The sequence below is a fragment of the Cohnella massiliensis genome (genome assembly GCF_900169535.1).
GTDB lineage: Bacteria > Bacillota > Bacilli > Paenibacillales > Paenibacillaceae > Cohnella > Cohnella algarum.
In genome coordinates, this window is sequence record NZ_LT821258.1 from 664,658 (window position 1) to 680,424 (window position 15,767).

At 59.6% G+C, this 15,767-nt stretch carries 10 protein-coding genes; all 10 read right to left on the minus strand.

The annotated features are described in order from the left end of the window. Nucleotides 1-67: 67 nt before the first annotated feature. The 10 genes from B7E11_RS12620 to B7E11_RS12665 all read right to left on the minus strand — a co-directional run bounded on the left by B7E11_RS12620 (nucleotide 68) and on the right by B7E11_RS12665 (nucleotide 15,759). Nucleotides 68-343 carry a PQ-loop domain-containing transporter gene (locus tag B7E11_RS12620; RefSeq protein WP_080834831.1) on the minus strand — a complete coding sequence of 92 codons (276 nt, stop codon included), beginning with the start codon at nucleotides 341-343 and terminating at the stop codon, nucleotides 68-70. 241 nt (nucleotides 344-584) lie between these two features. Next, nucleotides 585-1,958 carry an ABC transporter substrate-binding protein gene (locus tag B7E11_RS12625; protein ID WP_080834833.1) on the minus strand — a complete coding sequence of 458 codons (1,374 nt, stop codon included), beginning with the start codon at nucleotides 1,956-1,958 and terminating at the stop codon, nucleotides 585-587. A gap of 109 nt (nucleotides 1,959-2,067) precedes the next feature. Further along, entirely contained in the window at nucleotides 2,068-3,672 is a 1,605-nt protein-coding gene (locus B7E11_RS12630) for a response regulator (protein ID WP_176220716.1), read from the minus strand. Further along, nucleotides 3,669-5,441 (minus strand): cache domain-containing sensor histidine kinase, encoded by a 1,773-nt coding sequence (locus B7E11_RS12635; RefSeq protein ID WP_176220717.1) that lies wholly within the window; start codon nucleotides 5,439-5,441, stop codon nucleotides 3,669-3,671. Before B7E11_RS12635 ends, B7E11_RS12630 begins: the two co-directional genes overlap by 4 nt. A 69-nt stretch (nucleotides 5,442-5,510) precedes the next feature. After that, on the minus strand, nucleotides 5,511-6,356 hold the full coding sequence (locus B7E11_RS12640; RefSeq protein WP_080834838.1) for a carbohydrate ABC transporter permease: 846 nt from the start codon (nucleotides 6,354-6,356) through the stop codon (nucleotides 5,511-5,513). An 18-nt stretch (nucleotides 6,357-6,374) separates the two neighbouring features. Then, nucleotides 6,375-7,307 carry a carbohydrate ABC transporter permease gene (locus B7E11_RS12645; protein ID WP_139787163.1) on the minus strand — a complete coding sequence of 311 codons (933 nt, stop codon included), beginning with the start codon at nucleotides 7,305-7,307 and terminating at the stop codon, nucleotides 6,375-6,377. Nucleotides 7,308-7,566: 259 nt separating this feature from the next. Beyond that, a complete protein-coding gene (locus B7E11_RS12650) occupies nucleotides 7,567-7,935 on the minus strand; it encodes a DUF4180 domain-containing protein (RefSeq protein WP_080834842.1) in 369 nt (122 codons plus the stop codon). Nucleotides 7,936-8,035: 100 nt separating this feature from the next. Further along, the gene (locus B7E11_RS12655; protein WP_080834844.1) at nucleotides 8,036-9,766 is read right to left on the minus strand and encodes a sensor histidine kinase; all 1,731 of its coding nucleotides are present in this window, start codon (nucleotides 9,764-9,766) and stop codon (nucleotides 8,036-8,038) included. Between the two features lie 20 nt (nucleotides 9,767-9,786). Beyond that, nucleotides 9,787-11,424, minus strand: a complete 1,638-nt coding sequence (locus B7E11_RS12660) for a response regulator (protein ID WP_176220718.1) — start codon at nucleotides 11,422-11,424, stop codon at nucleotides 9,787-9,789. 117 nt (nucleotides 11,425-11,541) lie between these two features. Continuing rightward, complete coding sequence (locus B7E11_RS12665) at nucleotides 11,542-15,759, minus strand: glycoside hydrolase family 9 protein (protein WP_080834848.1); 4,218 nt, start codon at nucleotides 15,757-15,759, stop codon at nucleotides 11,542-11,544. Nucleotides 15,760-15,767: the final 8 nt, after the last annotated feature.

Sequence of the window (15,767 nt, forward strand, 5' to 3'; positions counted from 1 at the left end):
TCCCTTCCGGGAGATTAGCCGACCGCCCTTGCAAGCCTTCTATTGCTTTCCAAATTATAGCACGAATTTAGCGAATTGTGTTCCTGTACCTGAAGATGAGTACAAGAATAAACAGCATCAGAAGCAGCGACAAGCTGTTCGTAACGAGAAAGGCGTAGCCCACCCCCTGGGTCGCCAGCCGGACGGCATAAACCTCCATCAAGCCGATTCCGATAAACAAAAGCCGGAACGTTTTCGGATTCAAATCCCGGACCGATTTCGTTTTCAGGATTTGCGCGATTTGCGGAATCCAGCCGAACGCCAAAATGATGCCTCCGACAAGCTGAAACAAAGCAAATACCATGTCATTCGCCTCCATACCGTAAGGTATGCCGGAGGTATGCCGGAGGCTTGCCGGTTGACTTCTCCAGGTCGGATGGGAGCCAAATTTTGCAGGGCGGGAACGGATGTCCAGAGACTCTGTTTCGTCGAAATTCGGGGGGCGGAGGCTTCGCCAAAAAAGGAGCTGTCCCCAAGGCCGGGTTAACGACCTTTGGGACAACTCCTTTTGCGACCCGTGGCATGCCCGGGGAAAATCATGCCGCCTACCCGTTTTTGCTCAGAACCTTGTCCGCTTCCTTGCGGAATTCGGCGACGACCTCGTCCACGGTCGCTTTGCCGAACTGCTGCTTTTGAACGATCTGCTCGAACAGTTGGCTTACTTCGCCCGACCCCTTCGGGCCGCCGTCGTACCAGCCCGGGTTATGGTCGCCGATATAAGTCAGCATATCCAGCATCTTGTTGTCGACTTCCGTAAACTTAGGCTTCAGGTATTCGACCATTTTCCGATTGTCCGGAAGCCCTCGCTCCAGCTCCAGAATGTCGGCCGCTTCCGTGGAGTTGATCATGAAGTCCGCGAACAGCGCCGCTTCCTCGGGGTGCTTGGTGTTCTCGTTGATGCAGAGGAAGATTCCCGGCAGCAGCACGCTGGCCGTGCCCGTCGAACCGCTGGCGCGCGGAATCGTCGTCATCTCGAGCTTGTCCTTCAGCATTCCTTCCATCGCCGTGTAGTACGGAACGAAAAGCGGCCCCTCGAACGCGACCGTTCCTTTGAGGATGGGCTCCTTGGCCGGATCGTAAGTGGCGAGCTGATACGAGGCCGTCTCGCTGGCGGGCGGTACGATGCCTTCCTTCCGCGCCCGGTCCCACATTTCCAGCCATTCCTTCAGATTCTCGTCCTTGTAGGCCAACTGGCCGTCCTTGTACAGAACGTCGCCCTTGGAGAACAGGTAGTACATGAACGCTTCGAACAGCCCGGCCATGTCGTTCGTGCCGTACTTGCCTTCGCCGAGCTTGCCTTTCAAATCGCGCATCAGCTCGAAATACTCGTCGTACGTCATGTCCGGCTTCGGGGCCTCCGCGCCGGCCTGCTTCAGCATTTCGCTGTTGTAGAACAGAACCGACGCGCTTTGGCTAAGGGGAAGGCCGACAAGCTCGCCGTTAATGGTGCCCATGTTGGCGAGGAGCTCCTGGTTCAGCCCGTCCGTATTCAGCGTCTTCCCGACATAGGGGGTCATGTCCTTCAAAACGCCGCGCTGCGCATAGCCTTGAATATAAATGAGGCTCATGCTCATGATGTCGGGCGCATTGCTTCCCGCAATCTGCGTGGCCAGCTTCTCCTGGTAAGCGCCGAATGCGGAATACTCCGGTTCGATCTTGATATTGGGGTGAAGCTCCTCGAACTTCTCGATCATCTTGAGCGTCCGGTCGTGCCGCTCTTGCGCGCCCCACCACGAGAAGCGCAGCTCGACGGTTTTGCCGGCCGCTTGCGGATCGCTTCCCGCGCCTTGAGCGGTGCTGCCGGCCCCGCCGTTCGCGGAGCCTCCGCCGCCGCAGCCGGCGAGCGCGCCGGCAAGCAGAACGGCAGCGGCCGCCGCCGTTACGGTTCTTTTGCTGAGTTTCGATATTGCCTTCGCCAACTCGCACACCCCTTTTTTTCATTTGATGTTAATTTGCCTTACACCAAAATCATAAGCTTCGCCCGGCTTTGAAGAAATAATGCAAATCTACAATTATTTTCGTAAAACTCTATTGATTCAGTTCGGAAGGATTGAAGCCGGTCACTTTTTTGAACAGCTGGCTGAAATACGCGTTGTTCTTGTAGCCGACCATCGCCGAAATCTCGTAAAGCTTGTAATTCCCGGATTTCATCAGCTCCTTCGCCTTCTCCATCCGAACCCTGGTCAGGTAATTGTTGTAGTTCTCGCCCGTCGCCTGCTTGAAAATCTGGCTCAAATAATTGCGGGTCAAAAACACTTTGTCCGCGATCATTTCCAGCGTAATATCCTCGGAATAGTGATCGTGAACGAACCGGATGATGAAATCGACGGTTTTTCGGTGTTTGGCGGACGCTCTTCTCGCCATGACCTGACATACCGATTGCACGATCTCTTCCATCAAAACGGCCAAATCCTCCATAGAGCGAAGCCGCTCCAATCCGGCATACGGATTGCGGTTCAGGTGCAAGTCGTCGATCTTCAGCCCATGCTCGTAAAGCGCGACGGCGACGACGCCGATGAATTCGATGGCGGCCTCCCGGAGCATGGCGACGCTAAGTCCGGGCAGGGCGGACAACTCGGCCAGGCAGCTCTCGAGCTGTTGGCGGGCGAGCTCGCTTTGGCCTTGCATGGCCGCGTCGGCCATGCGGCGGCAGCTCTCGATCGTCCGCGGAGGCTGGGTCCTTCGCTTGACGGGGACATCGCCGGGAGTCGCGATCTTCCGCCCGGCTACGTACATGCCTTCCCGCATGAGCTTCATCGCTTCCCGATAGGCGAAGGGAATCCTGTCGGCGGATTCGGCGACAGGGCCGATCGCGGCTCGCGCATTTGCGCAGAGCGCCGCCTCCATGCATTCGATGGCCTTCCCGGCGGCCTGGGCGGCCTTTTTCAGCACGGCTTCCGGCTTTGCCGCCGCGTTCTCGGTTACGATCAGGGTGAGCGCGTTCAACTGAACGTCCGCGACATACACGCCCTTCATCGCGGCGACCGTCTCTTCGACGGCCCGGGCGCCGCGGGAAAAGAGGGCCGGCCAATCGTGCGAATCGGCCGGTCCCCGCTCTCCGCGCCTGAAACACTCCAGGACGGCGACGCCGAAAACGCTTGCCGTCAGGCGGACGCCCAAATCCGCAACGCCTCCCTCTCCGGCCAATTGCGATTGCCCGCGCTCCAGCAGCTCCTTGAACAGCTGCCTGCGCGCCGAAGCCCGGTTGTACTCGAGCAGCTCGCGCAGTTCCCTTTCCTCCCGCCGCGCGCGGCCGCTCGCCAATATATGCTCCGCAGCTTCGACAAGGACCTCTTCGATCTCCTCGACGGTGGCCGGCTTCGACACGTAATCCCGCACCCGCAGCTTGAACGCGGTCTGGGCGTGCTTGAAATCCTCATAGCCGCTAAGAATGACGACCTCCGCCTCCGCGTTCGACCGGCGCAGCCTTTTCAGCATCTCGATGCCGTCCATGACGGGCATGTAAATGTCCGTCAGAATGAGATCGGGCCGCGTTCGTTCGATCAACTCGAGACCTTCCCGGCCGTTTTCGGCCACGCCGACGACTTCGATATTCATGCGCTTCCAGCCGATCGATCTTTTCATCCCGTTCAGCGTAGCCGTATCGTCGTCGATAATGACGGCTTTGATCATGCTTCCTTCGCCTCCGCCTTCCATTGTGGATATTCCCGCGATACTTTCGGAATCCGAATGTCGATGACGGTTCCCCGGTCCGGGCGGCTGTCGATCTCGACTCCGTATGGATCGCCGAAGTACAGCCGGATTCTCTCCCGGACGTTCTGGATGCCGCTGCCGTTCAGCGCCTTTTGGTCGTAGCGTTCCCCGGCGTCGATTCCTTTGCCGTCGTCGGTCAGCCGGAACCGGATATCCGCGTCCTTCTCCTCCGCCGTCACGACGATCGTCCCTCCCGTTGCCCGGTCGATCCCGTGAATAAGCGAATTTTCGATGAAGGGCTGCAGCAGCAGCTTCGGAACCATGTACGGGTGAAGGCTTTCCGGGATGCGGATGTCGATCCGCACCTTCGGCCCGAAATGGATCGACTGAAGCTTGCTGTAGTAGCCCAGATACTCCAGCTCGCTGCCGATCGGAATGAAGGCCGCCCCTTTCGACAAGCCCAGCCGCAGCATCTTTCCGAGCAGGGAAAGCATTCTGCTGATGTCGGAGGCGCCGCGCTCGATGGCGCGCCAGTTGATCATGTCGAGCGTGTTGTAGATAAAATGGGGATTGATTTGCTCCTGAAGCATCTGCAGCTCGGCTTCCCGCTTGCGCCGGTTCTGCTCGTTCACTTCCGCGAGCAGGTCCCGAATCCGCCGGATCATCAGGTCGATGCTGTCGTTCAGCGTGCCGAATTCATTCTGGTAATCGTTCCGGATCCGGATGTCCAGCCGGCCGCTCTTGATTCGGGAGACATCCTGGATCAAACGGCGAATGGGAGCCCCGAACTGGCGGGAAAGCAGCCAGGCCATGCCGATCGCGAGCGCCGTGCAGGCCACGGCCGCGAGAAGAATGACGTTCTTGATCTTGCGGCTCGCCTGGGTAACATTGTTCCAGGCGATGGAGTCCGCTACGATCCAGCTGGAATTCGGCTGCTTGTCCCAGATGAGCAGCATCTTCCGCCCGGAAGAGAAAACGGCGAACCGGTCGGGGTTCGCCTCGCTCAATATTCGGGTAATCCGCGCATTCGCGTCGCCGTTCGCGAAGGAATTCTCGTCGCCGCTGACGACCTCCGTAATCAGCCGGCCGGACGAATCGATCACGTAGCGCGAATCGTCGGGGAGCTGGCCGGACAGTAGCTTGTTTACGTAGGCCAGCTTCATGTTGACGACAAGCACGCCGACCTCCTTGCCCGAGATGGCCGTCACCTTGCGGACGAAGCTGATGACCCGGTTGTCCGGCTCGTCCGTGCCGGTCCGGGCTTCATGGGCGCCGAGCCAGCTGTAGTCCGCGTTTTTCGTCTGACTGTACAAGTCGTTTTCCTCGAATTCCGCATAGTTGTACAGAGCGTTCGTGCCGAAGCGTTCGGTCGACTCGATGGTGCGGCTGTACAGCTCGACGGAGTGCACGCCCTCCTTGATATAGCTCAGGCGGCTGATCTGGTCCAGAATATCCCTTTTCTGCTGGACCCGTTCGTACGGCTCCCCGGCTCCGTTCAAATAATGGATGATTTTCGGATTGCTGCTGAGCGCGAGCGAATCGTTTTCGATTACCTGCATCTGGTTGACGAGCTGCTTGTTGATTTCGCCAAGGAGCAGCTTCCGGGAGGCGATCATCTGCTTGACCGTCTCCTGGGTCGTGATCGTATAGCTGGCAGCCCCGATCACCCCGATAAGCAGCAGGGAGAAAAACAGGAAGGAGAAGAAGAAGGTATAACGGAACGAAAACACTTTGAACGGATTCTTCATAAGCAACCACCCGCGTGTTAAATTAATTAACATTATAAATGATTGTCTTATAAAAAGGAGCCCCGGCGATTATTTGAGCCCCGTCGTGGCGATGCCTTCCACGAAATGCTTTTGGGCCATCGCGAACAGGACGAAGCTTGGCACGATGCCGAGAACGGACATGGCGAACATCGGACCCCACGTGATCTCGGAGCTGTTGTCCATGAACAGGCGAAGGGCGAGCGGAACGGTGAACTTGGCCGTATCGGTCAGGTAAATCGTCTGCGCCAGGAAGTCGTCCCAGGACCAGATGAAGCAGAACAAGGCGGTCGTCACCAGCGCCGGCGCGCAGAGGGGGAGCAGAATTCGGACACCGATGCCGACGACCGAGCAGCCGTCGATTTTGGCAGATTCGTCCAGATCCCGCGGAAGCCCGCGGATGAACTGGATGATCAGAAAGACGAAAAACGGGCTTGCCGCGACGAAGTGAGGCACGACCAGCGGCAGCGTCGTCCCGATCCAGCCGAGATGCTTGAATAAAATATACTGCGGTACGAGCGTCACCTGGGTCGGCAGCATCAGCGTCAGCATCAGGATCGCGAACCACATGTTTTTCAGCGGGAAATTCAGCCTGGCGAACCCGTACGCGACGACGGAGCTGGAGACGACGGTTCCGACGACCGACAGCCCCCCGATAAAGAACGAGTTCCAGAAAAAATGCGCGAAGGTGTAACCGGGTATCGCATTCCACCCGAGAGCGTAATTTTCCCAGACGAAATGATTCGGGAACAGGCCGCCGCCGATAAAATCCTCGTTGCTTTTAATGGAATTGCCGAACAGCCAGACGACGGGATAAATCATGACGAAACATCCGGCGATAAGCGCGAAATACCGAAACGACTTGTGAACAATGCGCGATTGCGGCGATCCGACCATGCGGCTTCCTCCTCGGACTCAAGATTCGTAATGGACCCACTTTTTCGACGACCCGAACAGCAGGCCGGTAATGACGGCGACGATCAGGAGAAGAACCCAGGCCAGGGCGCTGGCGTACCCCATGTCGAAGTAGGAGAAGGCCTCGCGGAAAAGATAGAGCGCGTAGACGAGCGTCGAATTCATCGGCCCGCCGTCCGTCACTACGTAGGCCTGCGTAAACATCTGGAAGCTGTAGATCGTCTGCATGACGATATTGAACAAAATAAGCGGGGTCAGCATCGGAAGCTTGATCCTGAAAAACGTGCGGAACGCCGAAGCGCCGTCGACGGAAGCGGCTTCGCTTAGCTCCCGGGGCAGCTGCTTCAGCCCCGCGAGAAAGATGACCATCGCGGAGCCGAACTGCCACAGCGCGAGCAGGATCAGCGTGTACAAGGAGGTGGACGGGTCGTTGATCCAGTCCATGCCCCGAATTCCCGCGGCGGCCAGCAGCTTGTTGAAGATGCCGTTGTTTCCGAAGATGTCCCTCCATACCATCGCGATGGCGACGCTGCCGCCGATCAGGGAGGGCAAGTAGAAGACGGCCCGGAACAGGGGCATTCCCCGGATCGACTTGCTGAGCAGGAGCGCGATGAGCAGCGCGACGACGAGCTTGAGCGGAACCCCCAGCAGCACGTAAGTAAACGTGACCCGGATCGAGGTCCGGAAGTCGGGACTGTCGGTGAACATTTCCTTGTAATTGGCCAGGCCCGTCCAGCTTGGGCTGGACAACAGATCGTAATACGTGAACGAAAGGTAGAGCGATTGAAGCATCGGCCACAGCGTGAGCGTCAGAAAACCGATCAGCCACGGCGAGATCAGGATGTAGCCCCATATGCTTTCAGGAAGCTGCCGGGAAGCCGCAGCTTTGGCTTTTCGGGCTTTGGGGACGCTTTGCGCCGCCATTCGAGTCATTCGAGTATCCTCCTTCTGTCTCCCGGATGTCGCACTTTCTTACATTGTAGACCGGAGGATGCTCGTTCCATATAAGGCAAATCTATAATTAATAACGGATTGTTCGAAAGTTTCGGGCATCGGTGTCAGGAAATCTGTCCGTAGGGCTTGCGCTTTTGTCCGAGGATCATGATGCCGGAAAACGATCCGAAGGAGCGCCAAGGGAAAAAGAGGCCATCCTCAAGGGAGAACCCCCGGGATAGCCTCGCCCTTTCAATATTCACGTCACGCTTCGGTGAAGCCCTTCGAGCGCCTCGGCTTCCGTTTGCTTGAACAAAAACCGGCCGCCTTTGTTGCATTCGTAAATGAAGTCGTTCAAGCTCTTGCTGTTATACCCGGCGAATTCGCCGACTATGGCCACGTTCATGCGGTAATTCGTATATTTTTGCAAGATTTCCCCGGCCAGCTTCGTTTTTAATTCGAAGAAGTCGTCCGCGATGTTCTCTTTTCTCAGCAGCATCTTGTCGCATCCGTCGTATCGGACGGTCGCCATCAAATCCAGCGCGTCGTCCACGCTCCCGATCAAAATGCCGTCGCCCGATACGATGGCCACTTTGGAATCGTTTTGTTGATCGACGGTAATCCTCATCGTTCGGCCTCCTCCTTTTTCTGGCAAGTTTAATCGATTATAGCACGATTCCGCGGCGCGCGGCAGACGCCGCCGCGAACAGGACCCGCGCCCGATCCCGTCAACGCTCATCCTCCCAAGCCGGGATAACGACGGTGACCTGGAGGCCGCCCCCTTCGCGCTTTTCGTACCGCAGCCCGTACCGCTCGCCGAAATGGAGCCGGATGCGCTGCTGCACGTTGCGGATGCCGTACCCTTTGTCCGTCAGTTCGCCCTCCACGATCGCCTGCAGCATCCCGACGTCGGCTTCTTTGAAGCCGTTGTCCTCCACCGTCATCCGAATCTCGTCGCCCGCGCGCTCGACGCGAACCCGGATTTCGCCTTCCCCGTCCATGCCGCTGACGCCGTGAAAAATCGCATTCTCGACAAGCGGCTGCAGCACGACCTTGGGCGTCATGAACTTCGTGGCCGATTCGTCGATTTCCCACCCCGCCGCAAACGCGTCCGGATAGCGCCGCATTTGCAGACGAGTGTAGGCCTGAACGTGCTCCAGCTCTTCCCCGATCGTAATGATCGTTTTCCCCTTGCTTAGGCCGATGCGGAGCAGCTTGGACAAATCCTTGACCATCTCGCCCACGTTCCGGTTGCCGCTGTCGATCGCGTACCAGTAAATCGAATCCAGCGTATTGTACAGCAGATGCGGCGTAATTTGGGAGTGGAGGGTCGACAGCTCCGTCTCCTTCTGCTTGATTTTCATCCCGTAGTTTTCTTCGACGGATTGGTCGAGCCGCTTCGTCATCCGGATAAACGCCCCGTACAAAATGCCGAGCTCGTCCTTGCGCAGCGGCGTGTCGCCGAAGTCGAGCTTCTTGCCCGGCTCGTAAATTTTGGTGATGGAAATGAGCCTGGCGAGCGGCTTCAAAATCAGGCGGAGCAAGTACAGCACGAAGGACAGCACCAGCAGCAAATAGACGGCGGACATGATCATGATCGTCCATTGAAAGGCGGTCTGGCCGCCCATGATGGAAGCGACCGGAATTTTGTAAATCAGTCTCGTATCGAACTTCGGCCGGTAAGAGAAAGCGTACAGCCATTCGCCGCCGCTTTCCTTGACGAAACGGTACCCTTCCGTCATCGTCCGGACGTCGTCCGGATAAGCGGCCTCGTCCCCGTTGCCGTTTCCGCCGCCGCCCGCCATGCCGACCTGCATCAACCGCTCTTCCTTCTCGTTCAGCAAAAAAATGCCGGTATCCTCCGGCAGTTGCACGGAGACGACATCCTCCATCAGCAAAACTTCCAGCTTCGAGACGACCAGCAAACCGATGGAACGCTCATAGCTCACCGGGTGCAAAATGCTCCGCATAAACGCGACGGTCCCCGCGCCGCTTGCGGTTTCGATCCGCCGGATGCTCGCCTTGCCGCCGTCGTTTGCCGTTTCCTCCGCCCAGGCGGGCAAGCCGGAATAGCGGTCGTCCGTATATTTGAAGCCTCTCGTCTTGTAGGCGGTGTCGACGACGGGGCGCAGGTTTTCCTCGTTTTTCATATACAGCGTATATTCCGTACCGTCCGCCGACAGGCGCTCCAGAATCCGGTCCGCCTCGTTCATTTCCGCCAGCGTTTCGATGCCGGTCCAGAACGCGTACTGCCGGGGATCGCTGAAAAACTGGTTGTTCAAAAAGGCCACGGTCGTATCGTTCGCGGAAGATAGCGTCTTTTCGATCGTCAGGTGGTTTTGCCGGACCAGCTGCAGCATCGTTTTGCCGACTTCCTCTTTTATGTCGCTCGATGCCCTGAACGCGGAAATCCAGCCGACGACGAGAAACGGGCCGATGATGAACAGAGCGAACGACAAGATGACTTTAGACTTGAGGCTCAGTCCGATTCCCCCTGTCTTTCCTTCCGGTAATCGGCAGGCGAGACGCCGACGCTGCGTTTGAAAATCCGGCTGAAATGCTCCGGCGATTCGTAGCCGACCTGGTAGGCGATCTCGTAGCGTTTTTTGTCCGTCGTCGCAAGCAGCCGCTTCGCTTCCTCGATCCGCACGGCCGTGACGTATTCCCACACGTTGACTTTCATCACTTTTTTGAACAAATAACTGACGTATGCCGGGCTGAAATGCACCTCGCCGGCGATGTCCTGGACTTTAAGCCCCCGGTCGCGAAAATGCGCGCGGATGTACTCCGTCACCCGGGCGACGATCGACTGGTCCCGCTCCAGCAGGCATTGCCCGAGCAGAGAGCAAAGCTCGGCGATATAATCGTCCAGCCGGGCTGCCTTTTCCTCGGGCGAAACCGCCCGAAAATAGGCGTCGGGGTCGAAGCGGTGGAGCGGCCACGCGGTGCCCTGGGCGCACTCGAGCAGCAGCCCGTACAGCCGGTACGCCAGCAGCCCGAAGCAGCTGTTGAACAGCTCCGGCGAGCGGGACAGCCCGGTCAGCTCGCGGACCAGCTCGCCCGTTTCTTCCGGAGAAGCTTCGCCTCCCGACAGCTTCAGCCCTTCGACGAAACGGTGGACCCGCGACACCCAGTCCATGTAATTCGTTCCGCCCGGACCGACCATGTCCTCGTAATAAAACACCCGGTTGCTCGGATGCAGGCTTCGCCACCGGACGGCCGTCGCCGCCTCCTCGAGCAGCCTCGGCAGCGCCGAAGCTTCCTTGCACAGCGTGCTTATGCCGACGGTCGCCTCGACGTTCAAATACTGCTTCAGGTTCATGCACAGCGACTGCCCGATCAGGTTGAGCTGCGATTTCACCTGGACGGGACGGTCGGGCACGTCGCCGTCGTCGAACTCGATGACGGCGACCAGTCGGCTTCCCGAGTCGTAGAACGCCAGCCCGTTCCAATCCGCAAGGCTCTCCTCCGCGATATTGACCGAGGCGAATTTGAGCAGCTTGCGGTCGCGGAGCGTAATCTCGCGGTTGCTGAAGCCCGCCCGGCCGAACTCGAAATGAACGGCAAGGAGGCCGTACCGTACGCCGCCATGCCGGGCGCCGAGCTGGCTTGTCAGCTCGGCGTAATCGGACGGCTGCAAATCCTTTTCGGTGATGAGTTCGATCAGCGCTTTTTTTCGCCGGGACAGCCGCTCCTCCCCGGATTGTTCCCGGGCGGTGCGCTCCAGCGCCTTGCGCCCGGCTTCCCCTTTTTCCAGCAGCACCCGCTTCACGACCCGGATGAGCTCCTCCAGCTCCACCGGCTTGACCAGGTAGTCCCGGGCGCCGAGCCGCAGCGATTTTTTGGCGAAATCGAATTTCTCGTGCGCCGAAATGACGACGATCGGGAGATGGGGCTGCTCCATATAAATCGCTTCCATCAATTCGATGCCGTTCATCATGCTCATCTGGATATCGGTCAGCACGAGGTCGTAAGCGTCCATCCGCAAATAATCGAGCGCCTCGAACCCGTTGTGAGCCGTTTCCACATGCACGACGTCCAGATTCGACGCGAGCAGCAAATTTTTGATCCCGGCGCTCACTCTCGGCTCGTCGTCGACAACGAGAATTTTGTACATCGAATCCCCCCTCTCCCGTACGCCCCAGTGCGCCACATCGCGCCACATTCGGCCACTGATCCGCCCCATGCAGCGCACCCCGTGCACCACATCGCGCCCTTCGGCCCCCAAGCCTCATCACTGCGTTACGATTACGTCGTCGAACAACGCTTTCGTATTCGCGTACGCCCGCGCGCCCACCTTTCCGCCGGCGAACGTGCCGTCCGTCGCGCCGATTTCCAGAACGCCATCCTTGTAAACCTGGATGGAATCCCCGGCTGCCACGATTTTGTACTCGTGATACGTATCGGGAACGACGCTCGGATTGGCGTAGGCAAGCGTCGTCCGGACGCCGCCGGCGACCTTGACGAGCTCCATTTTGCGGCCGGTGCGGTCGTTGTTTTTCAAGTACAGAACGTAGTGGTTGTTTTCGTCCGCATAACGGAAGACGAGTCCGGCATCCTTGTTTCCGCCCGGATTGTTCGAGACGCTCACCTTCGCCTGCAGCGTATAATCGGTCCAATCGGCTTCTCCCGCTACCGCGTAGCTGTTGCCGCTGCCCGCCTGGCCGACGTAAGCTCCGTCCTGAACCGACCACGTTCCGCTTGTCGCCGACCAGCCGTCCGCGTTCCCGTCGCCGAAGTCGTCGAAAAACAGCGTTCGGTCGACCGCCGGGCCCGACTGAAGCGGCGTGCTCACCGCGTTCGAGGTCGTGTCCGACGTATGAAAATAGTAGGAATGGTTGCCGTAGGGCAGCCTGGTCGTATAGGTATACGCTTTGCCGTCGGCATACGTCGTATCGCCCGGGTCGGCCGGAGCCATCCGGCGGACGACCCCGTCCACGACGACTTCGACCGCAAAGGGCGGCTCGTCGTCCGCATCGGCATAAGTAACGCTGAACGTGAAATCCGCGGACGGCGGACCCGAAGCGGCGCTCACGCCCCCGGCCGTCAGCGTCGGGGCGCTGCCGCTTGAGACGTTCGTCGCTTTGATTTCGTCGATCAGCATTTCGCCGTAAGCCCCGCCTTCCTGCTTCAGCCAGACGGCGATTTTGACGGTTCTCTTGTTCAGCGCCGGAACGAGCGCGTCGAGGTCGAATCGCAGCTCGGTCCAGGACGTCGGAACGGCCGTCCAGCCGCCGGTCAGATTCGCCGTCCGCGAGCCGTCCTGTACTTCGATTCGCGTGCGAAGGTCCGCGTAGCCCGGGTTTTTCAGCGTCACGTTCAAATAACGGTAGCCCGACAAGTCCACTATATCATGCGACGGCTGAAATTTGGCCAGCGAACTGCCCGAGGTCGGGGTTTGCGCGAACTTGCCCGCCGTGCGCCCGTCCTCCGTCACTTTGGCGAACGTTCCCGCGCCGCCGCTCTGGTTGTACCAGTTGACCCAGTTCGTGTTCGCCGCCGATCCTCCCCACCAGCCGCCACCGCCGAAATCGTCGTACAGCAGCGGGTTCGCCGGGTCCGGCAGCGGCGGCGCCACCGTGTAGTGCGTCGAGCTGTACGTGACGTTTCCGTTCGAATCGACGCCTCTCACATCGACTCTTTTGTTCGTATACGGCGCGCTGCCGCTTTCATCGATGGCGGCGGCGTAGACCGCGCCCGACGCCGACATCGGCGCGAACCCCCCGCCAGCCGGCGCATACTGGACGGAGCCGACGCCGGGCGCGCGGTCGGCGAGCAAGGCGACGCTGCCGCGGACGTAGTCCCCGATGACGGGGGACAAAATCGGCAGCGGCTCCGGGGCCGTTCCCCCGGCCGAGCCCGCCCCCGCCGTCGCGCCGAGCCCCATGACGGCATACAGCAGCCCCGCCTGGATGCTGACGCTGAATTCGTTGTACCGCCACTGGCTGATGTTGTCGCGATAAAGGGAGCGGTCCTCGTACCAGGGGCTTGCGCTCGTTTTGCTCATCGTGTCCTTCATGTTCGGCCCGCTGACCATCGCCCCGGGAATGACGATGCCGAGCCCCTCTGCCTTGTTCGCTTCCTCGTCGAACCGGGTGTGCAGGAAATCGACGTAGTCCGTGCCGATGCCCGACACCCAGCTGATGTTCCACGGATTCGCCCCGAAAATCCAGTACATGCCCTTCTGCACGGCCCGCAGCGCCGCCGGATCCCCGAACAGCTCGTAGTAACGCATCAAATCGCCCAGATAAGAGGCGTGAGGCTCATTGACGCCGAAATTTTTGAACTGGTTAAACACGCCATAAGGCGTATCGTCCGCCACCGACAGGAAGTAGTCGACCTGCCGCTTGAGCAGGCCGTGAATGTGCGCCTGCGTCCCCGCGTCCATGACCGGATAGAGCTCGGCCATCGAGATCGGCGCCATGTCCCAGTAATTCGTCGCGTACAGGTCCTCGAAGGCCAGCCCGCCGATCGTCGCGGCCGCGGCATCGCGATAGGCCGTATCGCCCGTCAGCAAAAACAGCTCCGCCTGCGCCAGCAGCAGCGAATTGGGAAGGCCTCCCCTCGTGGAATAGGAGCCGATCGGGCCGTTCGGATTCGCCTCCGCATACTCGTAGAACACTTCCGCCGCCGCCTCGCATTCGTCGGCAAAGGCGGTCAGCTCCGCGACAAGCGAAGCGTCGACGTCTCCTTGCGCGATCGCGGCGTGGATCGCGCGGGCCGTCGCGGCGAGCGTGCCCGCCGACTTCGCCGACCCGCCGACGCTAAGATCCGTCAGCTTCCGGTCGTCCGCCGTATTCGGCACGTTGTCCGTCGACTTGTGCGGATGCTGGAAAGTCGCGTTGTTCCGGATGTTGTACATGGCCCCGCCAAGCCGGTCGGCGAACTTGATCAGGTACTCGCTGCCGAAGATCGCCTCGTCCACCAGGTCGGGAACGCCGTTGCCGTCGTTGTCGAACTTGACGTTCGGCGAATCGGCGTGGCGAACGTAGGCCAGGGCGATTTGCGCGCCGACCCACTGGTTGCCGCCGTACTTGCCGTAATCGCCGGCATCGTACCAGCCGCCCGTCAAATCGTAGTGCGCCGTGCCGTCCTCCGATTTGGCGTCGTCCAGATGCCCGGCCGGATGGAAGGCCTTGGCCGACGGCGCCGCGGTGCTGTATCCCGGCGGATAGGCGTCCGAAGTCGCGACGCCGGCGCGCTGGATGCGGTAAAACGCCGTCATCTCGTCCTTGTAGCGGTCCCAAACGTTAGGCGCGATCGGAAACGGATACGACGAAATGCCGTTCGTCATAATCGCGTAGGCTTCTCCGGGAGCGGAAACCGCCGAGAAATCGATCGTATAGACGTGCTTGCCCCAGACGATTCCCTCATAAACCATGCTGCCGGCATCGACGACCGCTCCGCCGTTGGCAATTCGATAAGTCGTGTCGGTCAAATAAGTCGTCGACGTCACCGAAGCGCTCTTGAAATCGCCCGCGCTATAGCCGGCCTGGCTGACGACGACGTCGACGAGATGCTCCGAATAGACGACCGTCGGCCCCGGCTGCACGGGGGTGGCGACTTCGTCCGAAGTGGCGTCCGTCGTTCGAAAATAATACGAATGGCTGCCCGGCGCCAGTCTGGTGGCGAACGCATATGTTTTGCCGTCCGTATAATCGGCGTCCGCCGGGTCCGTCTCCCTCATGTCGTAGGCCGTATCGTCGATGACCGTCTGGATGGCGAACGGCTTCTCGTTGTCGGCATCGGCATATGTCGCGGTAAAAAAGTACATCGTATTCTGGTTATCGACGCCGCTCGAATTGGACGTCATGCCGGCATCCGTCAGCGTCGGCGCGGTGCCGGTCGACGCCGTCGTCGCGAAAATGCCGTCGATCAGCATTTCGCCGTACTGCCCGCCCGTCTGGTTCAGCCAGACGACGAGCTTGACCGCTTTTTTCCGAATGGTTGGCGTCAGCGCGTCCAGATCGAACGAAAGCTCGGTCCATTCCTCCGGAACCGTCGTCCACCCGTTCGTCAAGCCGTAGTTCGTCGTGCCGTCGTTGATTTCGAGCTTGATGCGCGATTCGGGGTAGCCCGGATTTTTTAACGTAAAATGCAAGTAGCGGTACCCCGTCAGATCAACGGTCTCGTTCATCGGCTGAAACTTCGCCCACGATGCCGGCGATGCCGGCGTTTGCGCGAACTTGCCGACCGAGCGGGAATCCGCCGTCGTCTTCGCGAAAGCGCCCGTGCCGCCGTTTTGGTTGTACCAGTTCGTCCAGTTCTGCTTGTACAGCCCGCCGCCGGCAAAATCGTCGTACAGCAGCGGGTTCCCCGGCCCCGGAAGCGGCGGGACGGCCGCCGTTGCGAAGCCGCTCGCCCCTGACAGCAATTGCAGGGCCAGCAGGAGACCCAGACCGAGACGCAGCATTTTCCTCGTCAATTCGCGCTTCTTTGTCGCTTTTCGCATCGTCCATT